Annotated in this window: 21 protein-coding genes; 12 read left to right on the forward strand and 9 right to left on the reverse strand. The window is 71.9% G+C overall.

The genetic code is table 11. The features are described from left to right. The 4 genes from AB0B48_RS18445 to AB0B48_RS18460 all read right to left on the reverse strand — a co-directional run. Positions 1-1,627, reverse strand: a 1,627-nt coding sequence (locus AB0B48_RS18445) for a cytochrome b N-terminal domain-containing protein (RefSeq protein WP_357202831.1), incomplete at its 3' end; no start/stop codon positions are given. Further along, entirely contained in the window at positions 1,624-2,712 is a 1,089-nt protein-coding gene (locus AB0B48_RS18450) for a Rieske 2Fe-2S domain-containing protein (protein ID WP_357202834.1), read from the reverse strand. The genes AB0B48_RS18445 and AB0B48_RS18450, both read right to left, overlap by 4 nt. 64 nt (positions 2,713-2,776) lie before the next feature. Continuing rightward, positions 2,777-3,613 carry a cytochrome c gene (locus tag AB0B48_RS18455; RefSeq protein ID WP_091407516.1) on the reverse strand — a complete coding sequence of 279 codons (837 nt, stop codon included), beginning with the start codon at positions 3,611-3,613 and terminating at the stop codon, positions 2,777-2,779. Between the two features lie 70 nt (positions 3,614-3,683). Beyond that, the gene (locus AB0B48_RS18460; RefSeq protein WP_112582810.1) at positions 3,684-4,283 is read right to left on the reverse strand and encodes a heme-copper oxidase subunit III; all 600 of its coding nucleotides are present in this window, start codon (positions 4,281-4,283) and stop codon (positions 3,684-3,686) included. A 99-nt stretch (positions 4,284-4,382) separates the two neighbouring features. Between AB0B48_RS18460 and AB0B48_RS18465 the strand changes: the two genes are divergently transcribed. From AB0B48_RS18465 to AB0B48_RS18480, 4 genes are all read left to right on the forward strand, one after another. Then, complete coding sequence (locus AB0B48_RS18465) at positions 4,383-5,312, forward strand: cytochrome c oxidase assembly protein (protein ID WP_357202868.1); 930 nt, start codon at positions 4,383-4,385, stop codon at positions 5,310-5,312. A gap of 102 nt (positions 5,313-5,414) precedes the next feature. Beyond that, positions 5,415-5,810, forward strand: coding sequence for a hypothetical protein (locus tag AB0B48_RS18470; protein ID WP_357202838.1), 396 nt, complete (start codon positions 5,415-5,417; stop codon positions 5,808-5,810). Positions 5,811-5,901: 91 nt separating this feature from the next. After that, on the forward strand, positions 5,902-6,951 hold the full coding sequence (gene trpD, locus AB0B48_RS18475; protein WP_357202841.1) for an anthranilate phosphoribosyltransferase: 1,050 nt from the start codon (positions 5,902-5,904) through the stop codon (positions 6,949-6,951). 271 nt (positions 6,952-7,222) lie between these two features. Then, a complete protein-coding gene (locus AB0B48_RS18480) occupies positions 7,223-7,426 on the forward strand; it encodes a hypothetical protein (RefSeq protein ID WP_357202844.1) in 204 nt (67 codons plus the stop codon). 131 nt (positions 7,427-7,557) lie between these two features. Here AB0B48_RS18480 and AB0B48_RS18485 read toward each other — a convergent pair whose 3' ends face one another. Together AB0B48_RS18485 and coxB are read right to left on the reverse strand one after the other, a co-directional pair. Continuing rightward, positions 7,558-7,983, reverse strand: coding sequence for a cytochrome c oxidase subunit 4 (locus AB0B48_RS18485; protein ID WP_355007746.1), 426 nt, complete (start codon positions 7,981-7,983; stop codon positions 7,558-7,560). A 9-nt stretch (positions 7,984-7,992) separates the two neighbouring features. Next, positions 7,993-8,964: a cytochrome c oxidase subunit II gene (gene coxB, locus AB0B48_RS18490; RefSeq protein WP_357202848.1), complete on the reverse strand. Its 972-nt coding sequence runs from the start codon at positions 8,962-8,964 to the stop codon at positions 7,993-7,995. A gap of 230 nt (positions 8,965-9,194) precedes the next feature. Between coxB and AB0B48_RS18495 the strand changes: the two genes are divergently transcribed. Beyond that, complete coding sequence (locus AB0B48_RS18495; protein ID WP_357202851.1) at positions 9,195-10,346, forward strand: aminotransferase class V-fold PLP-dependent enzyme; 1,152 nt, start codon at positions 9,195-9,197, stop codon at positions 10,344-10,346. Further along, positions 10,343-10,576: a sulfurtransferase TusA family protein gene (locus tag AB0B48_RS18500; protein ID WP_357202854.1), complete on the forward strand. Its 234-nt coding sequence runs from the start codon at positions 10,343-10,345 to the stop codon at positions 10,574-10,576. The genes AB0B48_RS18495 and AB0B48_RS18500 overlap by 4 nt, the downstream gene beginning before the upstream one ends. Before the next feature lie 418 nt (positions 10,577-10,994). On the opposite strand, the gene AB0B48_RS18505 is transcribed toward AB0B48_RS18500, so the two are convergent. From AB0B48_RS18505 to AB0B48_RS18515, 3 genes are all read right to left on the reverse strand, one after another. Beyond that, positions 10,995-11,975 (reverse strand): carbohydrate kinase family protein, encoded by a 981-nt coding sequence (locus AB0B48_RS18505; RefSeq protein WP_355007749.1) that lies wholly within the window; start codon positions 11,973-11,975, stop codon positions 10,995-10,997. Between the two features lie 187 nt (positions 11,976-12,162). Beyond that, a complete protein-coding gene (gene erpA / locus AB0B48_RS18510; protein WP_091407494.1) occupies positions 12,163-12,531 on the reverse strand; it encodes an iron-sulfur cluster insertion protein ErpA in 369 nt (122 codons plus the stop codon). A 182-nt stretch (positions 12,532-12,713) separates the two neighbouring features. Beyond that, positions 12,714-13,853: a glycerate kinase gene (locus AB0B48_RS18515; protein ID WP_357202871.1), complete on the reverse strand. Its 1,140-nt coding sequence runs from the start codon at positions 13,851-13,853 to the stop codon at positions 12,714-12,716. 68 nt (positions 13,854-13,921) lie between these two features. Here AB0B48_RS18515 and nadA point away from each other — a divergent pair, with 68 nt between their 5' ends. From nadA to AB0B48_RS18545, 6 genes are all read left to right on the forward strand, one after another. Further along, positions 13,922-15,121: a quinolinate synthase NadA gene (gene nadA / locus AB0B48_RS18520; protein WP_357202858.1), complete on the forward strand. Its 1,200-nt coding sequence runs from the start codon at positions 13,922-13,924 to the stop codon at positions 15,119-15,121. 212 nt (positions 15,122-15,333) lie between these two features. After that, positions 15,334-16,689 (forward strand): UDP-N-acetylglucosamine 1-carboxyvinyltransferase, encoded by a 1,356-nt coding sequence (murA, locus tag AB0B48_RS18525; protein WP_110564159.1) that lies wholly within the window; start codon positions 15,334-15,336, stop codon positions 16,687-16,689. Between the two features lie 113 nt (positions 16,690-16,802). Continuing rightward, a complete protein-coding gene (locus tag AB0B48_RS18530; RefSeq protein ID WP_355007751.1) occupies positions 16,803-17,396 on the forward strand; it encodes a DUF3043 domain-containing protein in 594 nt (197 codons plus the stop codon). Positions 17,397-17,570: 174 nt separating this feature from the next. Beyond that, the gene (locus AB0B48_RS18535) at positions 17,571-18,131 is read left to right on the forward strand and encodes an XRE family transcriptional regulator (protein WP_357202862.1); all 561 of its coding nucleotides are present in this window, start codon (positions 17,571-17,573) and stop codon (positions 18,129-18,131) included. A gap of 383 nt (positions 18,132-18,514) precedes the next feature. Continuing rightward, positions 18,515-23,494: a WG repeat-containing protein gene (locus AB0B48_RS18540; protein ID WP_357202865.1), complete on the forward strand. Its 4,980-nt coding sequence runs from the start codon at positions 18,515-18,517 to the stop codon at positions 23,492-23,494. Positions 23,495-23,538: 44 nt separating this feature from the next. Continuing rightward, complete coding sequence (locus tag AB0B48_RS18545; RefSeq protein WP_355007754.1) at positions 23,539-24,537, forward strand: aldo/keto reductase family protein; 999 nt, start codon at positions 23,539-23,541, stop codon at positions 24,535-24,537. The last annotated feature ends 68 nt before the right edge of the window (positions 24,538-24,605 follow it).

Here is a 24,605-nt window from a genome sequence, read left to right on the forward strand (position 1 = left end):
GGCGGCTCTCGCCGCTGCCGATCTCCTCGCGCTCGGGTCGGGCCTCGACCGGCGGGTGCCCCGGCGAGACCGGTGCCTCGACCGGCTTCTCGATCGGGTAGAAGAAGCCCCGGATGGCCGGGCCGAGGGCCCCCAGCCGGTTCATCTTCTTGGGTACGACCCAGCCGACGTAGTCGAGTTGACCGTGACCGTCCGCGTGCCCGTTGGACGCGCTGAGCGGCTGGTGCACCTCGACGAACCGGCCGTCCGGCAGGCGCCGGATGATGCCGGTCTCCACGCCGTGCGCGAGCACCTCCCGGTCGTGCTGCTGGAGACCCAGGCAGAGCCGGTAGGTGACGTAGTACGCCAGCGGCGGGACCACCAGCAGGCCGATGCGGCCCGCCCAGGTCATCGCGTTCAAGCTGATCTGGAACTTGTCAGCGATCACGTCGTTGGCGCCGGAGAGCGTCAGCACGATGTAGAACGAGACGGCCATGGCGCCGACGGCGGTCCGGGCCGGAGCGTCCCGAGGCCGCTGGAGCAGGTTGTGGCTCTTGCGGTCCTTGAGGTGCCGGGCTTCCAGGAACGGGTACATCGTCGACAGGCCCACCAGGATGCCGGGCAGCACGACAGTCGGCCAGAACAGCGGCGGGATGACGTACCCGTCGCCGAGCGGGATGTTGATTTCCCAGGCCGGCATGAGTCGGGTCGACCCGTCGAGGAACATGACGTACCAGTCGGGCTGGCTGGCGGCCGAGACCACCCACGCCTCGTACGGGCCGAACAACCAGATCGGGTTGATCTGGAACAGACCGCCCATCAGCGCGATAACGCCGAAGACGACCATGAAGAAGCCGCCCTGCTTCAGCGCGTACCGCGGGAACATCCGCTCGCCGACCACGTTGTTGTTCGTCCGGCCAGGGCCGGGCCACTGGGTGTGCTTCTGCTTGAAGACCAGACCCAGGTGGACGCTGATCAGCGCGACCAGCAGACCCGGGATGAGCAGCACGTGGGCGATGAAGAACCGGCTGATGATGATCGTGCCGGGGAACTCGCCGCCGAAGATCGACGAGGTGACCCAGGAGCCGACGACCGGGATGGACAGCATGATCGCCGAGGCGATCCGCAGACCGGTGCCGGACAGGCCGTCGTCCGGCAGCGAGTAGCCGCTGAAGCCGGCCAGGAAGCCCACCCAGAACAGTAGCGAACCGATGATCCAGTTGGTCTCACGCGGCTTGCGGAAGGCGCCGGTGAAGAAGACCCGCAGCATGTGCACGACGATCGCAGCCATGAACAGCAGCGCCGACCAGTGGTGCATCTGCCGCATCACCAGACCGCCCCGGACATCGAACGAGATGTCCAGGCTGGAGGCGTACGCGGCGGACATCGGGGTGCCCTGCAATGGCGCGTAGCTGCCGTCGTAGACCACCTCGGTCATCGCCGGCTCGAAGAAGAAGGTGAGGAACACACCGGTCAGCAGCAGCACGACGAACGAGAACAGCGCGATCTCGCCGAGCAGGAAGGACCAGTGGTCCGGGAAGACCTTGTTCAGCAGCTTGCGCAGCGGGGTGGCCACCTGGAAGCGGTCGTCCACTCCCACCGCTGCCTTGCCCGGCGTCGCCGCAAGGTCAAACTTTCGACGCTTCATGGCCGCTCCCAGAAATCAGGCCCGACGGTCTCGGTGAAGTCGGACTTCGCCACGAAGAAGCCCTCGGAGTCCACCTCGATCGGCAGCTGCGGCAGCCGCCGGCTGGCGGGGCCGAAGACTGGCCGGGCGTTGTCGGTGATCAGGAACTGGGACTGGTGGCACGGGCAGAGCAGCCGGTTGGTCTGCTGCTCGTACAGGCTGGCCGGGCATCCCGCGTGCGTGCAGATCTTGGAGAACGCCGCGTAGTTGCCCCACATGTAGTCGCCGTGGCCAACCTTCTCGTTGGCCCGGCGCGACTCCTGCGCGTCCGAGTCGCGGAGGTGGATCAGCAGCGTCGGCGAGTCGGCGTGCTTGTTGCTCACGCCGTGGTCGATGCCGGGGAAGACGGTCAGCTGCCCACCGGTGCTGATGTCCGCCGGGCGGATCGGCCGGCCGTCCTCGCGGACCAGGCGGATCCGCTGGCCGCCCTCGGGCGTGGCGAACCCGGTGGTGAACATCTGGTTGTTCTTGTGCGGCTGCGAGATCAGGCCGCCGACCAGCGGCGCCGCGGCGACCGCGGCGACCGGCGCGAGGCCGGCCAGCAGCGAGATGCCGAGCAGGGGGCGACGCTTCACGCCCAGCTCGTCCGCCATGTAGAGCATGGTCTGGCCGGTGATGGTGCGGCCTTCGGAGTCCACCTGGCCCTCGTGCCGGTCCTGGATCGAGACCTCCTTGGGCAGCAACTTCTTGCCCCAGGTCAGGATGCCGAAGCCGACGGCGAGCAGGGCTACGCCGAGGGTGAAGCCGAGCAGCGGGGTGTAGAACTTGTCGCCGCCCCGGCCCGCCTCGTACTGCCACGGCCACCAGATGTAGATGGCCAGGAAGGCGGTCGCGGCCAGGCCGGTGATCAGGAAGAAGCCGGCGACCACCCGGGTCAGCCGACGCTCCGCCTTGGTGCCCGGCAGCACCTGCGGCTCGTAGTGGACGATCTCGATGTCGTCCCGACGAGCGCCCTCACGAACGATGTCGAACCTGGTGAGCCTGGGGTCGTTCACGTCGAGCGGCTCCGGGCCCTGTGAGGCCTGGTGCTCGGGGTGGGTGCTCATGCCGTCACCTCGCTACGGGTGGCGCCGAGCGGCACCACAGCACTGAATCGGATGGCCTGCTCGATCACGACTTACCCGCGATCCACAGGCTGGCGAAGACGAGCGCGACGATGCCGACCAGGAAGATCGCCAAACCCTCGGTGGACGGGCCGTACCGTCCGAGGTTGAACCCACCCGGGTCCTGGTCGTGCTTCAGCGTCTCCTGGATGTAGGCGATGATGTCGGCCTTCTGCTCCGGCCGGAGCTGGTTGTCGCCGAACACCGGCATGTTCTGCGGGCCGCTCAACATCGCCGCGTAGATCTGGCGGTCGGTCGCGGGGTGCAGGCTCGGGGCGAACTTGCCCGAGGAGAGCGCACCACCGCCGCCACCGAAGGCGTGGCACTGCGAGCAGTTGATCCGGAACAGCTCACCGCCGGCGGCGATGTTGCCGTCCTCGCGAAGGTCGTCGCCCTCGGGCACGACCGGGCCGCCGCCAAGCTCCTGGATGTACTGGGCCAGCTGACGGGTCTGCTCGTCGGTGAAGACCGGGGGCTTGCGGTGCGCCTGGGCCTCCTGGCGGGCCAGCGGCATCCGCCCGGAGCTGACCTGGAACTCGACCGATGCCGCGCCGACGCCGATCAGGCTCGGCCCGCGGCCCTCGACCCCCTGGGCGTTGCGGCCGTGGCAGGTCACGCAGCTCACGTCGAACAGCGCCTTGCCCTCGGCGGCGGCGCCGGTCAGCTGCGGGTTGTCCTGCGCCTGGGCGCCCGGGGCGAAGACGGTGTACGCGCCACCGGCGAGCATCAACGCGGCGATCAGCCGGACCGCGGCGCCCAGCCGGCGGCGGCCCCTGCTGCGCGCGGCGGGCCGCTCGCGCAACCGCGCGAGCAGACCGCGTCGGCGGTCGTTGTCAGAAGTCATGAGCGGTGTCCTTAACCGGTTGGACCTGTCTCAGGGGACGGAGCAGCAGCGCGGAATGTGACGCGCAAGATCACTGGAGCCAGTAGATCATGGCGTACAGCCCGATCCACACGACGTCGACGAAGTGCCAGTAGTACGACACGACGATCGCCGAGGTCGCCTGCGCCGGAGTGAACCGGCCCATGGTCGTACGGACCATGAAGATGATGAAGGCGATCAGACCGCCGGTCACGTGCAGGCCGTGGAAGCCGGTGGTCAGGTAGAACACCGACCCGTACCCGTCTTCGTTGATCTTGATGCCGTCGGCGACCAGGTGCCGGTACTCGTTCAGCTGGCCGAGGACGAAGATCAGGCCCATCACGAAGGTGACGGTGAACCAGCGCCGCAGCGCGTGCACGTCACCCTTTTCCGCCGCGAAGACGCCGAGCTGGCACGTCACCGAGGACAGCACCAGGATCACCGTGAAGGTGGTCGCGTACGGGATGTTCAGCGCTTCGGTGTGCTTCTCCCATTGCTCCGGCGCAGCCGCGCGGATGGAGAAGTACATCGCGAACAACGCCGCGAAGAACATGAGTTCACTGGAGAGCCACACGATCGTCCCGACGCTGACCATGTTTGGTCGGGTCAGAGAGTGGATCCGGCTCTTGTCAATGGCTGGGGCCGCAGTCACGCCGTCATTATTGCCCCTGACCGGGGCCGCCGATCAGCGGGGTGGCAAACCTGCGCCTTCCGTGGCCCGAGCGTCAGGGTCCGGTTCGCCTGGCCTAGCCTGAAAAGCGTGCTGCACGTCGATCCGATCTTCGCCGCCACCTCGGCCCCGCCGCCGTTCACCGTCGGCGCGGTGCTGACCGAGACCCGGCTGGACAGCTGGCTGGCCCTCGGCCTGGTGCTCGCCGCCGGCCTGTACCTCTACGGGGTGTACCGGCTGCGCCTACGCGGCGACAGCTGGCCGATCACCCGTACCGTGTTCTTCCTCGGCCCCGGCCTGGGTGGCATCGCGCTCGTCACGGTCAGCGGACTGCACGCGTACGACACCGCGCTGCTGTCCGTACACATGATCCAGCACATGGTGCTGTCCATGGTGGCGCCGATCTTCCTGGCCCTGGGCGCACCGATGACCCTGGCCCTGCGCACCCTGCCGGTCGGGCCGCGCAAGCGTCTGCTCGCGATCGTGCACAGCCGTGTCGCCCGGGTCTACAGCTTCCCGCTGGTGGCGTTCGCCATCTTCGTGGTCAACCCGTTCGTGCTGTACTTCAGTGACCTGTACCGCTACACCCTCGAACACGCCTGGGCGCACGAGCTGGTGCACGCGCACTTCATCATGACCGGCTGCGTGTTCTTCTGGCCGCTGCTCGGCCTCGACCCGCTGCCCGGCCGCTGGCCGTACCCGGCGCGTGCGCTGCTGATGCTGCTCTCCGTGCCCTTCCACACAGTGCTCGGCCTCACCATCATGCAGAGCAGCACGCTCTTCGGCGGCGACTGGTACCCGTCGCTCAACCTCAGTTGGTCCGACCCGTGGCAGGACCAGGTGGTCGCCGGCGGCATCCTCTGGGCCGGTGGCGAATTCGTCAGTGTGACCATGCTCGCGGTGCTGGTGGTGCAGTGGGTCAAGCAGTCCGAGCGGGAGGCCCGGCGGGTGGACCGCGAGCTGGACCGCCAGGAGGCCCGCGAACGCGCCGCCGACGCCGCGCCCGCCTGAGCTGCCCGGACGGTACGCCCGGCGCGCGACGTCGGGCGGGATGTCGGCTACGTCACGCCGACCGGTACGATCTGCGGGCAGCTACGAGGTGGGAGTTCCGGCATGACCGATCGTCTTTGCACCGTGTTGCTCTACAGCGACGACCCGCAGGTCCGTGATCGGATGCGGATGGCCGTCGGCACCCGGCCCGCTCCCGGTCTGCAGATCGAGTTCGTCGAGGCGTCGACCTACGCGGAGACCATCCGGCTGGTCGACGACTACGAGATCGACCTGCTGCTGCTCGACGGTGAGGCGAGCCCGGGCGGCGGCATCGGCATCGCCCGGCAGGTCAAGGACGACTGGGACGACGCTCCCCCGACCTGCCTGGTGATCGCCCGCGCCGCGGACCGATGGCTCGCCGCGTACGCCGAGGTCGACGCGACGCTGGTGCACCCGCTCGACCCGGTGACCACCGGCGGCACGGTGGCCGAGCTGCTGCGGACGCACGCACCCGCCTGACGTCCCCCGCTCCTCCGGCACCCCCACGGCGCCGGATCTCGTCGGCGCCGGTTCCAGCCCACCCGCACTTCGCATGCTCGGGAGGCCCGCCATGGGCGATCGGACCTGGCCGCACCTGCTCAACGCGCTGCTGCGCGGTGACGAACTCTCCACCGCCGACACCGCCTGGGCGATGGACGAGATCATGACCGGCTCGGCGAGCGCGGCGCAGATCGCCGCGTTCGCCGTGGCGCTGCGGGCCAAGGGTGAGACGCCCGCCGAGCTGGCCGGCCTGGTGGAGGCGATGCTCGGTCGCGCGGTCCCGGTGGCGCTCCCCGAGGAGCTGCGCCGCACCGCGCTCGACGTGGTGGGCACCGGCGGTGACCTCGCCCACACGGTGAACATCTCCACGATGACGGCGCTGGTGGTCGCCGGCACGGGCGTCCGTGTCGTGAAGCACGGCAACCGGGCCGCCTCCTCCCTGTGCGGCACCGCCGACCTGCTGGAGTTCCTCGGCATCCCGCTGGATCTCGGCCCGGAGCAGGTCGCCCGCTGTGTCGAGGAGGCCGGCATCGGGTTCTGCTTCGCGGCCCGCTTCCACCCCGGGATGCGGCACGCCGGCCCGGTCCGCCGCGAGGTGGGCGTGCCCACCTTCTTCAACTTCCTCGGCCCGCTGACCAACCCGGCCCGCCCCCGGGCCGGCGCGGTCGGCTGCTTCGACCTGCGGATGGCCCCGGTCATGGCCAGCGTGTTCGCGGCCCGCGGCGACTCGGCGATCGTGATGCGCGGCGAGGACGGGCTGGACGAGTTCACCACCGCCGCCCCCACCCGGATCTGGGCGGCCCAGGGCGGCACCGTACGCGAGGTCGTGCTGGACGCGACGGACCTGGGGGTACCCCGGTCCACCCTGGCGGACCTGCGCGGCGGTGACGCCGCGTACAACGCGGGCGTGGCTCGTCGCCTGCTGGCCGGCGAGAAGGGCCCGGTCCGGGACGCGGTGCTGGTCAACGCGGCGGCGGCGCTGGCCACCCAGGGGCCGCTGGACGGTGACCTGACCGAGGCGCTGCGCGCCGGCCTGGCCCGTGCCGCCGAGTCGATCGACTCCGGCGCGGCCGCCGCCACCCTGGACCGCTGGATCGCCACCGCCAACGCCGCCGCCTGACCTCAGCACCACCGGACCCGGCGGCGCCGTCCGCAGGCGGAGTCTTGGGCGTGATCACCTCGGATTCCTTGAATCCGTGGTGTCAGGGCCGCTCCAATGCCCCGACGTCATCGAAGTCGAGTGGATCACGCCCGGATGCCGGCGAGCGGACGACGGTGCGCGGAGATTTGTCGGACCCGTCTGGGAAACTACAGCTGAGTAGTTTTCTGCTGCCGTCGGTGCGTCGCCGTCGCATCCGGGGGCGGTTCGCCTGACGTGAGAGGAGACGCCCGTGTCGCACCGCGATCTCTACTGCGACGTCTGTGAGGGCGTGGCGCCGTTCGAGCCGCCGCCCTGCGTCGACGGCCACGGCACCGACTGTCCCGAGCTGATCTGCACCGGCTGCGGCGCCGCCGTGGTGGTCAGCGCGTTCGCCGTCCCGGTCACCCGGTTGGCCGCCCGCCGCCGCCAGCCCGCCCACCGCCGCGCCGCCTGACCGCAGTCACCCCCCGACCGCAGCAGCGCAGGCCCACCCCGGGCGGGGTGGCGCATGACCGAAGGCCCGCTCCCCCACTCGGGGAACGGGCCTTCGTCATGCCGGGTCGGTCGTGACGGCGACCGGGTGGGTCAGTGCTCGGCGGTACGCCGGGTGCCGCTGTAGTACTCGAACAGGAGCCCACAGGCGGAGAAGACGACGGCCAGCAGGCCGGCACCAATCAGCCAGTACTGCCAGAACACCAGGCCGAGCGCGGCGATCGCGGCGGCCAGCGCCAGACCGAACGGCCAGTAGCTGCCCGGGCTGAAGAAGCCGACCTCACCAGCGCCGTCGGCGATCTCGGCGTCCGGACGGTCCTCCGGGCGCAGGTCGATGCGGCGGGAGACGAACCAGAAGAAGCCACCGCACATCGAGCAGAGCAGGAACGACAGCAGCAGGGCGACGGTGCCGACCCACTCGATGCCGCCCGACGCACCGTTCGTCCAGGCACCGTAGAGGATGGTGGCGCCGAAGAGGAACCCGGCGATGATCAGGAAGATACGCCACTCGGTCTTCATGCGGCTGCCTCAGCTTCCCGTGCGGGCCGGAACGTCGTCCGGGTTGAAGTTGTCCTGCGTCCGCCGCGTGTCGAACGGCTGCGTGGTCGTCGCGTACGGCTGCTCACCGATCGCCGACAGCGCATCCTGGGTGGACTTGCCGCTCTGCTTGGCCGCGAGGAACTGGTCGTACTTCTCCGGCGAGACCACCCGCAGCTCGAAGTTCATGAACGCGTGGTAGCTGCCGCACAGTTCGGCGCAGCGCCCGACGTAGGCACCCTCGGCGTCCAGGCTCGAGACCTCGAACACGTTGCGGATCTTGCCCGGCATGACGTCCCGCTTGAAGAGCAGCTCCGGCACCCAGAACGAGTGGATGACGTCGCGGCTGGTCTCCTCGAACCGGATGGACCGGTTGGTCGGCAGCACCAGCACCGGGATGACCTCGCTGGTGCCGAGCGTCGACGCGGTGGTGCGGGCTTCCGTGCCCTGGCCGTCCCGGTAGTTGAACTGCCAGTTCCACTTGAACGCGACGACCTCGACCGTGACGTCCGGGTTCTTCGACAACTTGTCGACGTCGGTCTGCACGATCGCCGTGTAGTAGAAGAGCACGGAGACGATCAGGATCGGCGCGATGGTGTAGAGGAACTCCATCGGCATGTTGTAGCGGGTCTGCACCGGCAGCGCGTTGCCACGCTTGCGGTAGCGCACGACGCACCAGAAGATCAGGCCCCACACGAAGACGCCGACCGCGAGCGCGGCGATGCAGGAGGCGATCCACAGGTCGTACATCCGCTTGGACTCCGGCGAGATGCCGCCCTGCGGCCAGCCGAAGCCGTGGAACGCCTGACCGACGTCACAGCCCGTGAGCAGAACCAGCAACGCCACGCCACCGAGACCGAGCCCGGCCAGGCGACCAGCACCACGCCCCCGGCGTCCACCAACCCCTGGGGAAGCGCTGTGCCGTACGGCCGACGGCCGTACCTCCGAACTCCTTGCGACCACCTGGTCCTGCCTCCCTAGCGCGCCGCGGTGCGTCTTTCCTCAGCACCCGCGGCAAAGGCGTCACCGACGGTCGCAGATTACTCGACCATGACGGACTCGGCCGTGGTGGGGTCACTGTCCGACCCCCATCGGGGGGATCCTAGGCATACCGCCGCGATAGCGTCTTGGTCTGTGAGCGCGAGGAGTGAGCCGGGGTCGCGAGCCCCGCAGCCGCGAACGAAGGCAGGTCTGTGAGCGCATCCCCGGTCTACCTGGACGCGGCGACCGCCGCGCCGATGCATCCGGTCGCGCGGCAGGCTCTGCTGGCCGCGCTCGACGACGGCTGGGCCGATCCGAGCAAGCTGTATTCGCAGTCCCGCCGGGCCCGGCAACTGCTCGACGCCGCCCGCGAGGCCACCGCGGTGACGCTCGGCGTCCGCGCCGATGAGGTCTCCTTCACCCCCAGTGGTACGACCGCGGCCCACGGCGCCGTCCTCGGCGGCCTGGCGGGGCGACGCCGGGTCGGTTCGACGCTGGTGCACTCGGCGATCGAGCACTCGGCGGTGCTGCACGCTGCGGAACGGCACGTCGGCGCTGGCGGGACGGCCGCCGCGGTGCCGGTCGACCGGTTGGGCCGGCTGGACCTGACCGCGTGGTCGACCGCCGTTCGGGCCCCAGGGGTCGCGCTGGCCGCGTTGATCAGTGCCAGTCACGAGGTGGGGACGGTGCAGCCGGTCGCCGAGGCGGCTGCGGCCTGCGCCGACGTGGGTGTGCCGCTGTACGTGGACGCGGCACAGTCGGTGGGCCGAGTGCCTCTGCCGGCCGGCTGGTCGGTGCTGACGGCGAGCGCCCACAAGTGGGGTGGGCCGCCCGGCGTGGGGGTACTGGCGGTCCGCAAGGGCACTCGCTGGGAGTCACCCTGGCCGGCCGACGAGCGGGAGAGCGGACGTACCCCCGGGGTGGTGAATCTGCCGGCGGTCGTGGCGGCGGCGGCGAGCCTGCGGGCGGCGGCGGCCGACGCGGCGGCCGAGGCGACCCGGTTGACCGCCCTGGTGGACCGGGTCCGGGAACGGGTCGCGGCGGAGGTGCCCGACGTGGAGGTGGTCGGCGATCCGGTGCTCCGGCTCCCGCACCTGGTCACCTTCTCCTGCCTGTACGTGGACGGGGAGGCGTTGCTGCACGCCCTGGACCGGCGGGGCTTCGCCGTGTCGTCCGGTTCGTCCTGCACGTCGTCCACGTTGCGTCCGTCGCACGTGTTGGAGGCGATGGGGGTGCTCTCGCATGGCAACGTGCGGGTCAGCCTGCACCGGGAGACGACCGAGGCGGACGTGGAGCGGTTCCTGACCGAGCTGCCGGGGATCGTCGCCGGGCTGCGCGCCGAGGCCGGGGTGGTGGGGCTGTGACGACGCCCGACGAGGTGATCGACTGCCGGGGGCAACGCTGCCCGCTGCCGGTGATCGCTGCGGCCCGACGGATGCCCGAGGTCCCGGTCGGCACTGTGGTCCGGGTGCTGGCCGACGACCCGGCAGCGGCGGTCGACATACCCGCTTGGTGCCGGATGCGCGGCCAGGAGTTCCTCGGCTCGGTCACCGGCCCGGACGGCCCCGCCTACGACATCCGCCGAACCCAGTAACCCCACCCCCCGCCGCACCCCTACCCTGCGCCCCTACCCCGCTCCCCCACACACCCCGGCACCCCGGCACCCCGCACCCCGGCACCCCGCGTCGATCATGGAGTTGTGGTGGTGGACAAAAGCCACATGAATGGGCTATCCGCCCGCCACAACTCCATGATCGACCGGACAGAGGCGGGCGGCGCGGGCTGAGGCCCCGTCCCTACACCCCGCCCTACCTCACCCTCGCGATCTTGCAGTTTCTGCGGGGACAAACGTGCGCAGAAGCCGCGAAAAGGCGACAGGAAGTGCAAGATCGCGGGGGCGAGGGGCAGGGCCGAAGGCCGAAGGCCACAGGCCGAGTGGCGAGGGCCGGGGCCGGGGCTGAAGGCCGCGGGGCGAGGCGCGAGTGCCGGGGCGAGGGCTGAGGGCGGGGCGGTTAGGCCGGGAGGAGATGGGGGCGGACCTCTTCTGCCGCGGCGTCACCGTAGGACTCGGCGAGGCGCTTGACGAACAGGTCGCGGCGGACGTCGTACTCCTGGGTGCCGACGGTCTCCAGGACCAGCGTGGCCAGCAGCGAGCCGACCTGGGCGGCGCGTTCCAGGCCCAGGCCCCAGGAGAGCGCGGTGAAGAAGCCGGCCCGGAAGCCGTCGCCGACGCCGGTCGGGTCGACCGCCCGGATCTCCCGCGCGATCGGTACGTGGATCGGGTCGATGCCGCGCCCGGCGATCTCCACACCGTGCTTGCCCAGCGTGGTGACCCGCACCTTGACCAGGTCCAGCAGTTGGTCGTCGCTGAGCTGCGCCTTGCTCTGCAGCAGCGACTTCTCGTAGTCGTTGGTCATCAGGTACTCGGCGCCTTCGATCAGCGCCACCACGTCCTCGCCGGGCATCCGGGCGAGCTGCTGGGACGGGTCGGCGGCGAAGGCGTACCCGCGGGTGCGGCACTCGGCCGAGTGGCGCAGCATCGCCTCGGGGTCGTTCGCGCCGACCAGCACCAGGTCCAGACCGCCGAGCCGGTCGGCGACCGGGGCGAGCTCGATGTTGCGGGCCTCGCTCATCGCACCGGCGTAGAACGACGCGATCTGGCACATGTCGGTGTCGGTCGTGCAGACGAAGCGGGCGGTGTGCGCCACCTCGCTGATGTGCACCGAGTCGCAGTCCACACCGTGGCGCTCAAGCCAGGAGCGGTAGTCGGCGAAGTCGGCGCCGACCGCGCCGAGCAGCACCGGGCGCAGCCCGAGCTGACCCATCCCGAAGGAGATGTTCGCCGCCACGCCGCCGCGGCGGAGCACCAGGTCGTCCACCAGGAAGGAGAGGGACACCTTGTGCAGTTGATCGGCGATGAGCTGGTCGGCGAAGCGACCGGGGAAGCTCATCAGGTGATCGGTGGCGATCGAGCCGGTGACGGCGATCTTCATGTCAACCCTCAGGGTCGGGAGCAGGGCGCGGTCAGCCTACCGGGACGGCAACGCGATGGTCACCGCTCGGTCGGACACCGGCAACCAGCCCGCCACGGCCCGCTTCGGGACCGGTGCGACAGCCGACCGGTACGGCGATGGGGCCGTCCCGAAGAACGGCCCCATCGTCGCTGATGTGTGGTGTGACTCAGTTGAACGAGTCACCGCAGGCGCAGGAGCTGCCCGCGTTGGGGTTGTCGATGGTGAAGCCCTGGGCGTCGATCCGGTCGGCGAAGTCGATCGTCGCGCCGGAAAGGTACGGGGCGCTCATCCGGTCGACGACGACCTCGACACCACCGAAGTCGGTCACGACGTCACCGTCGAGCGAACGCTCGTCGAAGAAGAGCTGGTACCGCAGGCCGGAGCAGCCGCCCGGCTGCACGGCGACGCGGAGCCGCAGGTCGTCGCGGCCCTCCTGCTCGATCAGGGCCTTGACCTTCTGCGCTGCGACGTCGGTGAGGACGACGGAAGTAGGGGCCTTGGCCTCGGTCGACTCGGTCTGCGCTGGCGTGGTCACGTGGAAGTCTCCCTGCGCGGTTTGGGTCCGGACGCACTGGCCAACGTCGCGCGTCGTCCAGTGATTCCCGGTTGTGGTCCTCAACCGATCGTACGCCGCCTTGGCCGGGCCCACCCGCGTGGCGTGACCCCCGCCGCAGGTCGCCCCCGGTCGGGGCGGGCGCACGCGGGCGGCCGGGACGTTCAGCGGCTCCACTGCCGGGCCAGCCGGGCCCCCAGCTCGCGCAGCCCCTCGGCGGGCCGGCTCAGCGCCGCGTCGAGCCCGCCGCGCTCCTCGCCGCCGAAGTGCTCCACCAGGCTGTACGCGTCGGTCACCCCGGCCGAGGCGGCCTCCCGCCGGCCGGTGCTCACCTGCCCGGCCACCACCACGCAGGGCACCCCCCGGTCGCGGGCGGCGCCGGCCACACCGGCGACGACCTTGCCACGCAGCGACTGGTGGTCGAACGACCCCTCGCCGGTGATCACCAGGTCGGCGGTGTCCAGCGCGGCGTCGAGGCGGGTGGCCCGGGTGACCAGGCCGATCCCCGACTCGCAGTCGCCGCCCAGGGCGAGGAGCGCCGCGCCGATACCGCCGGCGGCTCCGCCCCCGGGCAGCGCGCCGAGCCCCGCCGGGCAGCCGGCCAGGTCCTCTTCCAGCACCGCCGCGAAACGCTCCAGGGCCGCGTCGAGCAGTAACACGTCGGAGCGGTCGGCGCCCTTCTGCGGGCCGAACACGTTGCTGGCGCCGTGCAGGCCGAGCAGGGGGTTGTCCACGTCGGTGGCCGCGACCAGCCGGACGCCACGCAGCCGGGGCGCGCCGTCCAGCGCGTCGACGGCGGCGAGCGCCGCCCCGCCGTACGGCAGAGCGGCGCCGCCCTGGTCGAGGGGGGTCACGCCCAGCGCGGCGAGCATTCCGGCGCCAGCGTCGTTGGTGCCGGAGCCACCCAGCCCGATCACCACGGTGCGGGCACCGCTCTCCACCGCGGCGGCCACCAACAGACCCAGCCCGTACGAGGTGGTGGTCTTCGGGTCGCGCTCGGCCGGGGAGAGCAGGTGCAGCCCGCACGCCTGCGCGCTCTCCAGGTAGGCGGTCGAGCCGTCGGCGGTGAGCAGGATCTCACCGGCCGCCGGCCGGCCCAGCGGATCGACCGTCGACACCGGCACCCGCCGGCCACCGAGGGCCTCGGCGAGCACCTCCACGAAGCCCGGTCCGCCGTCGGCGAGCGGTCGGATCAGCAGATCGTCTCCGTCGGTGACGGTGCGCCAACCGGCGGCGACGGCGGCGGCCACCTCCGGTGCGGACAGGGTGCCGGCGAACTTGTCCGGGCAGAGCAGCACGCGCATGCCGAGCAGTGTGGCAGCCCACACCGAGCGAGGCTGCGTCGCGCTCGCGCTGTGGGACCATGGGCTACGTGACTTCGACCTGGGTGGAACCCTCCAACACGGCGACGGCTCTGCTGCTGCTCGGCCGGGGCAGTGACCCCGACACCGAGCGCGGTGTCGAGTGTCCGGGCGACCTGCCGGCGCCCAGCGATCCGGATCTGGTGGCCCGTGCCACCGCCGCGAAGGCGAAGCTGGGCAGCAAGGTCTTCGTGCTGGGGCACCACTACCAGCGCGACGAGGTGATCCAGTTCGCCGATGTGACGGGCGACTCGTTCAAGCTGGCCCGGGAGGCCGCGGCCCGCCCGGACGCGGAGTACATCGTCTTCTGCGGCGTGCACTTCATGGCCGAGAGCGCGGACATCCTCACCACGAGCACCCAGCGGGTGATCCTGCCGGACCTCGCGGCGGGTTGCTCGATGGCCGACATGGCCGTGCTGGGCCAGGTCGAGGCCGCGTGGGACACGCTGACCGAGCTGGGCATCGCCGGCGACACGGTCCCGGTGACGTACATGAACTCCTCGGCTGACATCAAGGGTTTCGTGGGCCGCAACGGCGGCGTGGTCTGCACCTCGTCCAACGCCAAGCGCGCCCTGGACTGGGCCTTCGAGCAGGGGTCGAAGGTGCTCTTCCTGCCGGATCAGCACCTGGGCCGTAACACCGCGGTGCTGGAGATGGGCCTGTCGCTGGACGACTGCGTGCTCTACGACCCGCACAAGCCCGGTGGCGGGCTCACCCCGGAGCAGCTGCGCGACGCCAAGATGATCCTGTGGCGGGGGCACTGCTCGGTGCACGGCCGGTTCACCCTGGAGAGCGTCAACGACGTACGGGAGCGGGTGCCAGGGGTCAACGTCCTGGTCCACCCGGAGTGCCGGCACGAGGTGGTCACGGCCTCCGACTACGTCGGGTCCACCGAATACATCATCAAGACCATCGAGGCGGCTCCGGCCGGCTCGGCGTGGGCGCTCGGCACCGAGCTGAACCTGGTCCGCCGGCTCGCCCTGGCGCACCCGGACAAGCAGATCATGTTCCTGGACAAGGCCGTCTGCTACTGCTCGACGATGAACCGGATCGATCTGCCGCACCTGGTCTGGGCCCTGGAGGAGCTGGTAGCGGGCCGGGTGGTCAACCAGATCACGGTGGATGCCGACACCGCGCACCACGCCCGGGTGGCGCTTGATCAGATGCTCGCGTTGCCCGGCGCGGACACCCCGCCGCCGACGGTGTCCTGATCACGATCCGTAGCGCTCTTGGTACGCAAAAGTGCCGGATCACCGATTAATGCCACACACGCCGATGTGACCGAGTCCTTTTTCGTCACCGAGGGCTATGCTGCCCAAGCGACGACACACGCGAGCCGTTTCGATGTGGCCGCATCCGGGGTAGCGAGGACGTTCAGGCACCCCACCATCAACACAGCAGCACCGACGCGCTGGAGGTTGCGTTGACCGACGACGTCCTGGTTGTGCACGGAGGTACTCCGCTCGAAGGGCGGATCCGCGTGCGCGGCGCGAAGAACCTCGTTTCGAAGGCGATGGTCGCCGCGTTGCTCGGCGACAGCCCGAGCCGGCTGTTCGACGTGCCGAAGATCCGCGATGTCGAGGTGGTGCGAGGTCTGCTCGGCCTGCACGGCGTCAAGGTCACCGACGGCACCGAGGACGGCGAGCTCGTCTTCGACCCGGCGAACGTGGAGAGCGCCAGCACCGACCAGATCAACGTGCACGCCGGTTCCAGCCGGATCCCGATCCTGTTCTGCGGCCCGCTGCTGCACCGCCTCGGGCACGCGTTCATCCCGGATCTGGGCGGCTGCCACATCGGCCCGCGTCCGATCGACTTCCACCTTCAGGCGCTGCGCGAGTTCGGAGCGACTGTCGAGAAGCGGCCCGAGGGGTTGCACCTGTCCGCGCCGAACGGGCTGCACGGCACCAAGTTCGCCCTGCCGTACCCGAGCGTCGGTGCCACCGAGCAGGTGCTGCTGACCGCCGTGATGGCCGAGGGCGTCACCGAGCTGCGTAACGCCGCGGTGGAGCCGGAGATCATCGACCTGATCTGCATCCTGCAGAAGATGGGCGCGATCATCAAGGTCCACACCGACCGGGTGATCGAGATTCAGGGCGTGCCCAAGCTGCACGGCTACACGCACCGGCCGATCCCGGACCGGATCGAGGCGGCGAGCTGGGCGGCCGCCGCCCTGGCCACCCGTGGTCACGTCGAGGTGCTGGGCGCTCAGCAGGCCGACATGATGACCTTCCTGAACATCTTCCGCTCGGTCGGCGGCGAGTACGAGGTCACCGACGCCCGCGCGCCGAAGCTGGGCGACCCGGGTCAGGAGGGCGGCATCCGCTTCTGGCACCCGGGTGGCGAGCTGAACGCGGTGGCGCTGGAGACCGACGTGCACCCCGGCTTCATGACCGACTGGCAGCAGCCGCTGGTCGTGGCGCTGACCCAGGCGCGCGGCCTGTCGATCGTCCACGAGACGGTCTACGAGCAGCGGTTGGGCTACACCGAGGCGCTCAACTCGATGGGCGCCAACATCCAGGTCTACCGGGACTGCCTCGGCGGCACCCCGTGCCGCTTCGGCCGGCGCAACTTCAAGCACTCCGCCGTGATCGCCGGGCCGAGCAAGCTGCACGCCGCCGACCTGGTCATCCCGGACCTGCGGGCCGGGTTCAGCCACCTGATCGCGGCGCTCGCGGCCGAGGGCACCTCCCGGGTGTACGGCGTGGACCTGATCAACCGGGGCTACGAGGACTTCGAGGCGAAGCTCGCCGACCTGGGCGCGCACGCCGAGCGTCCGTAACGTCGCTCACCCATCGTTCGGCTACGACGGCTCCAGGTCGCGCTGCGACCTGGAGCCGTCGGTCGCTGTACCGCGATGTGCACCGGGCGCGGACCGTTGGCTACCCTTGCCGCGTGCCGTCGCTCTTTCGCCGCAAGTCCACCGACCTCGTCGACGAGGCCGTCACCTCGGTGACCCCCGAGGAGACCGCTGAGCGTTCCCGGGGTTACACCCCGGCCAAGGGTCGGGAGACGCCCAAGCGGCCGACCGTCGGCCGTCGGCCGGCCGGCCCCACGCGTCCCCTCACCAAGGAGGAGGAGCGGGAGCGCCGCCGGCAACTGCGCGCCGAGGCGGCGTCGGAGTTCCGCCGCGAGGGTGGCCCCCGCGACCGTGGCCCGGAGCGGCTGCTGGCCCGCAACGTGGTCGACTCCCGGCGTACCGTCGGCACCTGGTTCTTCGGCGGCGCGCTGATCGTGCTGGTCGGCTCGAACGCCGCCATGCCGCCGGTGGTCCGGCTGATCTCCAACGTGCTCTGGGGAGCGCTGGCGCTGGGTGTGGTCGTCGACTCGGTGCTGATCTGCCGCAAGATCAGCAAGTTGGTCCGGGAGCGCTTCCCGAAGACCGACCAGCGGATGGGCTCGCTCTTCCTCTACGCGGTCATGCGGTCGATCACCTTCCGCCGGATGCGCGCTCCGGCGCCCCAGGTCAAGCTGGGCGACAAGGTCTGACCGGCGGGCGGGCCGTCCCACAGCTCCACGATCCTCGCACCATCAGCGAAACTGCTGCCTCAGACATCTGCGAGGCAGCAGTTTCGCCGTAACTGCGCGGATCTTGTCGTGCGTTCTTCATGCTGAACGGGTCGTTGTTCGACAGACCGAACATGTGACCAATGGAGCGAAGGCATGCCTTCGGAACCGGCTGCCCCCCTGGCCACCATCGCCGCCGCCCTACGCCGGGAGCGGGAACGGGTCGGCATCTCGCTGACCGAGCTGGCCCGCCGAGCGGGGGTGGCCAAGTCCACCCTCTCCCAACTGGAGTCGGGCACCGGAAACCCGAGTGTGGAGACACTCTGGGCGCTGGGCGTCGCCCTCGGTGTGCCGTTCAGCCGGCTGGTGGAGCCCGTCGACGACGGCGTACGGGTCATCCGGGCCGGGGACGGGCCGCACGTCCGCTCGGAGCAGGCCGACTTCAGCGGAACGCTGCTCAGCGCCGGTGCGGCGCACCTGCGCCGGGACGTCTACCTGATCAGGCTCGAGCCCGGCGCCGTGCGGGCCGGGCCCGGACACACCCCGCGCAGTATCGAGCACGTGGTGGTCGCCGCCGGACGGCTGCGGGTGGGGCCCGAGGCGGCACCTGTCGAACTCGAACCCGGCGACTACGCCACGTTCCCCGGCGACGCCCCGCACCGTTACGAGGCGCTCGCTCCCGGTACGTTCGCCGTCCTCGTCATGGAGCACCCCTGAGCGACGAGGGCGATACCGCCGCAGCCAGGTGATCCTTGAGTGCGGTAAGGTCGGAGTCCAGATTCGCTTATAGGACCAAATGTCCGAAACCAATGGGATAACGTTTGCGCCGGTGGGCGGCACCACAGTGGCGGTGAGCGAGCCCACGCCGTTACCCTCCATCCGCAGCCACGGCCTGCCGGAGCGGCGATCTGACCGGCGCGTGCGGCCCCAGCGCGACAATTTGCAACGAGGTGACAACGCGTGAGCGAGCGGACGCGAGCCGGCCACCGGGGCGTGGCAGGCGGCGACCGGACGCCCAGCGGTCACCCGACGGCGGCTGCGGACACCTCACCCCCGGCGAGAATCGGCCGAGCGGCCGGGTGTGGCGACGGGCTCGGCGGATGAACGGCCGCTACACCGACCGGTGGTCAGACCCGAACGAACCGTCCTGGGTGGTCGAGCCGACCACCGAGTGGCACCCCCAGTTCCCCGGCCAGCGTTACGCCGGCGACATCGGCATGCCGCACCAGCCACCACCGCGCGGACGCGCGACGGTGTCCGGTCGCGCCGAGGTGCCGCCGCTGGCGCCCACCCGCCCGGACGGCACCTACCTCGGCCGGTCCTGGTCCGACGAACCACCGGCGGAACAGGCACCTCACGGCCGTTCCTGGGCCGACGACGAGCCGGGCGAGGCGTCGGCCTACAGCCGACTCCGCAGCGACGAGCTCGCGGCCGACGCGTCCGCCTACGGCCGGCCCGACAGCGCTGACTCCCGCCACTACGACCACGAGCCGTACCGTCGTCCGCTGCCCGAGCCACCCCGCCGCGACGACCGCCGCTCGCCCGAGTCGGACCGACGGACCGCCTGGTCCGACCGACGCCCCGCCGACGAGCGAGGTCCCGCTCGGGAAGCCGCCTGGCATCGGGACCAGCCCAACCCCGAGCGGTACGACAGCCGCGGCCCCCGGCAGGAGCCCGCCGAGCGGGATCGGGGTTACCGGGGATCTCCGCCGGTCTCCCCCGCGCCCCGACCCGAACCCGGCTGGGTGCCCGAGCCGGACGACACACCACGTCGGCGCGGCACGCCGGAACGGCCCGCCGCTGGTCACGAACGGCACACCGCCGACGGGTACGGCGTCCGACCCACCCGCGACCACGACGGCCGCGTCGCCGACGGCCGCGTCGCCGACGGCCGCGTCGCCGACGGCCGCGTCGCCGACGGGGTCGACCCGTGGGCATCAGTGGACGGCCGCACGCGATACCGCGCCGACGGGTACCCGGACCGGGCCGCAGAGGACCTGCGCCGCCCGGAGCCGCGCTACCGCGCGGACGAGGGGATCGGCGCAGCACCCTCACCCAACGGTGGGCGACGGCGTCGCCCCGAGCCGGACCTGACCGACCAACCGCGCCTCGACGACGACCGGCGGCGGCCCGACACCGACCCGCACCGGCAGCAGCCCCGTGAGGCGGCGGCCCGCGCCGAGGCGTACCCGGACCGGCGACCCCGCGAGCAGGCCCGCCCGGACGGGTACCGGGACAACGGGTACCGCGACGACGCACCCCGTGAGGACGCGTACCGCGAGCCCCGTCCGCAGCCTGGCCAACGGTCGGACGGCAGTCTGCCCTGGCCAGCACCGGGTCCGGTGCGCCAGGACCGCACCTCGGACCGCACCCGGGAGCCCGGCCACCGCACCACGGACCCGCACCGCACCGACCCACACGGCAGCCCCGACCCGTACCGCAGCCCCGACCCGCACCGCACCACGGACCCGTACCGCGGCGCCGACCCGTACCGCGGCGCCGACCCGGGCATGTCGCCGCGTCCAGCCGCCCGGCCCGACCGGCCGGCGGCCACGCCGTCCCGGCCTGACGAGCGCCCGGCGGCCACTCCGGCACGGTACGACGAGCGACAGGTACGCCCGGCCGCCACGGCGCCGCCCGCCTCCGACCGCGCCATGCCGGTCTCCCCGGAGCGGCCCGTGTCGCCAGCACCCGTCTCCCCTGCTTGGGACCGACCGGTGTCAGCCGCCCCGGCCTCCCCGCAACGACCGGTGTCGCCAGCACCCGACTCCCCCACCAGCCGCGGCTGGGACCGACCGGTGTCAGCCGCCCCCGCTTCCCCGGAACGACCGGTGTCGCCAGCACCCGTCTCCCCCGCCTGGGACCGACCGGTGTCAGCCGTCCCGGTCTCACCCGCCTCCGACCGGCCGGTCTCGGGGCCACCCGCCGCGCGCCTGCGGTTGGAGTACCTGCCCGCGCCGGTGGACCCGCCCGGCGCCGACGAGCGCTCGGACGCCCCATCGGCATCGGGACGCCGGCCGCTGGCCGAACCGCCACCGGCATCCGGACCGCATCCCGCTCCGCCGCCGCGTTACCCCGGCCCGGACAGCCGGGACCGTCCGGCGGACCAGCGGCGCGGCGAGGAGCCGGGCCCGGACCGCCGTCGGGTCGGCGACCCGTTGGCCGGCACCCCACCGACCGACCGCCGCCCGACCTCCCCGGACCGCTCGCCCCCGGCGGAGCGGCCGCACCCCGCCGATCGACCGGCCGCGCCGGATCGACCGGCGGCGCAGCAGCGCCCGTACCCACCGGAGCGACTGGCACCGACGGCGGACGCCCGTCCGTCGGTGGCCCCGCCACCCACCTGGCAGGCACCGCCGCCGGCGACCCGGTCCGACCCGCCCCCGGCCGACCCGAGCCCGGCGGCCCCGCAGCCACCGGCGGCGGAGGTCGAGCCGGTGCTTCCGCCGGCCCCCGGTACGCCGCGCCGCTACGTACCCCCGCCGCCCGCGGAAGAGCCGGTGGCGCCCGTTCACGAGCCGGACGACGTCCCGGGTGCCCGCGGACCGGAGGCGTGGTTCAGCCCCGCTCAGCCCGCCGAATCCGACCAGGCCGAGCCTGCGACGGACCAGCGGTCGTTCGACCAGATCGACGACGAGGCCGGCGACCCCGACCGCTCCGCGACACCGGACGCGCAGGTGTCGACGCCGGCGGCCGACACCCATCTCGGTGTGGCCGACGAGCACGCCAGCGGGTCGGCACCAGACGACGCGTTCGCCCCGGTCTCCGCGCCGCCCGCCCACCCGGTCTCCGGTGCCCCGCGGCTCTGGGCGGACGACCTGGACGACGACCCGCAGCCCGGCTTCGACACGGACCCTGTGGATGGCGACCAGCCCGTCTCCGGCGTACCTGTCGTCGCGATGCCCCACCAGCGGACCGAAGCCGACCTCGACGCCGAGGGCGAGGCCGACCAGCAGCCCTTTGCCGCGTCACCCAGCGCGAACACCGATCCGGTCGAGCACGACCCGACGGACGAACTCGCGCCACCGGCCGAGCCGACGGACGCGATCGACGACCCGAGCGCGAGCCCGGCGGACGGCTCGCCAGCCGACGAGTGGCGGGGCGACGCGGCGACGCATGTCACGGCTGCGGACGACACGAGCCCGCCCGTCTCGGCACCTCCCGTCTCCGCACCGCCGCTTTCCGCACCGCCGGTCTCGGTCACGCCGGTCTCCGCACCGCCGGCCTCGGTCACACCGACCTCCGCACCGCCCGCCTCGCTCACACCGACCTCCGCACCGCCCGCCTCGGTCACGCCGGTCTCCGTCCCTCCGGCCCCGCCGGTATCGGCGCCACCCGCGGCACCCGTCTCCGTGCCGCCCCTCTCCTCCGCGCCCGTCTCCGCACCGCCGGCACCGACCGCAGCTCCGGTGTCCGCACCACCCGCCTCACCGCAGCAGTACTCCGTAGCGCCCGTATCCGCGCCACCCGCGCCCGCACAGCCGTACTCCGGAGCACCGGTCTCCGCACCGCCGGCACCCGCAGCAGAGCCCGCCTCCGCGCCACCGGCCTCGACAGCACCGCCCGCCACAGCGCCGGTCTCCGGACCGCCAGCGTCGATAGCGCCGACGTCCGCACCGCCAGCGTCGGTGGCGCCGGCCTCCGCGCCGCCAGCGTCGGCCGTACCCGCCTCCGCGCCGCCAGCGTCGGCCGTACCCGGCCCGAGGAGCGGCTGGGACGGGGAGCACGAGCAGGTGTCCGCGCCACCCGACGAAGCACCGCCGGTGGTGACCCGCCCGTCGCTGGCCGACCCGGGCGACCCGGAGCAGGTGCTGGCCGCGTACCGGTGGCGGTTGGACCCGGTCACCCTGCGCGAGGAGCTGACGGAGCCGGACGACCTGCGGGCCATCCGTCGGCGGCTGACCGAGAAGTTGGGCTCGGCGGTCGACAACCGTGCCCGGGCCCGGCTGCTCAGCCTGCGGGCGGTGGCCTCGCGGATCCTCGGCGACCTGGACGACGCGCTGGCCGACGGTCGGCTCGCCCTCACCTACGCCGAGGCCACCGGCGAGCTGCGCCGGACCGCGCTGGCCCAGGCCCGGCTGGCCCACGTGCTGCGCTGGCGTGGCAACTTCGCCGAGGCCGACCAGCTCTTCGCCCAGGCCAACTCGGTCGAGTTGCCCGACCGGCTACGGGCCGCGCTGCACGAGCACGCCGGGCGGTCGTGTTACGACCAGGGGCGGCTCATGGAGGCGTGCGAGCACTTCGAGAAGGCGCTCGACCTGCGCGGCGCGGGCGACGCCGAACTGCTGGAACGGGTCCGGGTCGCCCTCGACGCGGTCACCGTCCGGGCCGAGGCGGATGGCTTCGGGGCGTACCCCCGGGGTCGGGACGAGGTGCTCGACCGGGACCGGCCCCCGTTGCCGGACCGGGACGGGTCGCTGTGGGGTTACACCAGCCAGGACGGCGACGTGATCGTCCCCGCCCGGTACGCCGAGGCGCAGCCCTTCCACGACGGGTTGGCCTGGGTCCGCCGGCCGGACACCGACCGCTGGTCGCTGATCAACCTGCTCGGTACGACGGTGATCCCGCCGTCCTTCCGGGCCGCGCAGCCGTTCAGCGACGGCCTGGCGTGGGTGGTCGGCGAGGGTGGTTGGACGGCGATCGACGCGACCGGGGCGGTGCAGGTCGCGCCGAACTTCGCCGAGGTACGACCGTTCCGGCGTGGGCTGGCCGCGGTACGGCGCGAGGGTTGGGGAGCGGTCGACCGGACCGGTCGGGTCATCGTGCCCACCCGCTACCACGGCTTCGTCACCGAGTTGGCCGACGGCCAGAAGATCGACGGTTTCACCGACGAGGGGCTCGCCGTGGTCGACGTGGCGGGTCGGCGGGGCGTGGTGGACCGCACCGGCACGGTGCTGGTCCCGCCGGCGCACCCGATGCTGGTCATCCACCCGGTGGCGTTCCTGGTCGAGAGCGACAACGGGCGGTGGGGCGCGCTGGACCGGCGCGGCGTGCCGCTCATCGATCCGGTGCACCGCGATCGCGCCGAGGTGCTGGAGGAGATCGACCGGCTCCTCACCGACGCCAACCCGGTGCTCTGAGTCGCCGGTCGCCGGTGTTGATCCACTGGGGCTAGGGTCGGTACATGGAATTCCGACACCTGGGCCGTTCCGGCCTGATGGTCAGCGAGATCTCGTACGGCAACTGGATCACCCACGGTTCGCAGGTCGAGGAGGACGCGGCGTTCGCCTGCGTCCGGGCCGCTCTCGACGCGGGGATCACCACCTTCGACACCGCCGACGTGTACGCCGGCACCCGGGCCGAGGACGTGCTCGGCCGGGCGTTGCAGAACGAGCGTCGTGAGGGCCTGGAGATCTTCACCAAGGTCTACTGGCCGACCGGGCCCGGCCGCAACGACCGTGGCCTGTCCCGCAAGCACATCATGGAGTCGATCAACGGCTCGCTGCGCCGACTGCGCACCGACTACGTGGACCTCTACCAGGCCCACCGCTACGACTACAGCACCCCGCTGGAGGAGACGATGGAGGCGTTCGCCGACGTCGTCCACTCCGGCAAGGCGCACTACATCGGCGTCTCCGAGTGGACCGCCGCCCAGCTGCGCGCCGCTCACCCGCTCGCCCGGGAGCTGCACGTGCCGCTGGTGTCCAACCAGCCGCAGTACTCGCTGCTCTGGCGGGTCATCGAGACTGAGGTCGTGCCGGCCAGCGAGGAGCTGGGCATCGGGCAGATCGTCTGGTCGCCGATGGCGCAGGGCGTACTCTCCGGCAAGTACCTGCCGGGCCAGCCACCGCCGGCCGGTTCCCGGGCCACCGACGAGAAGTCGGGCGCGGGCTTCATCTCCCGGTTCATGAACGACGACGTGCTGACCCGGGTCCAGCAGCTCAAGCCCCTCGCCGAGCAGGCCGGGCTCAGCATGGCCCAGCTCGCCGTGGCGTGGGTGTTGCAGAACCCGAACGTCTCGTCGGCGATCATCGGCGCGTCCCGCCCCGAGCAGGTGCACGACAACGTGAAGGCCGCCGGGGTGAAGCTCGACGCCGACCTGCTCACGGCGATCGACGACATCGTCGAGCCGATCGTCGAGCGGGACGCGGCGAAGACCGAGTCCCCCGCGCAGCGTCCCTGACGTTGTTCCGGCCCGGCCGGCGCGAATCCCTCGCGCCGACCGGGCCGGGTCAGCTCCGCCCGGTCAGC

This window comes from Micromonospora sp. NPDC049089 (assembly GCF_040648775.1).
GTDB lineage: Bacteria > Actinomycetota > Actinomycetes > Mycobacteriales > Micromonosporaceae > Micromonospora.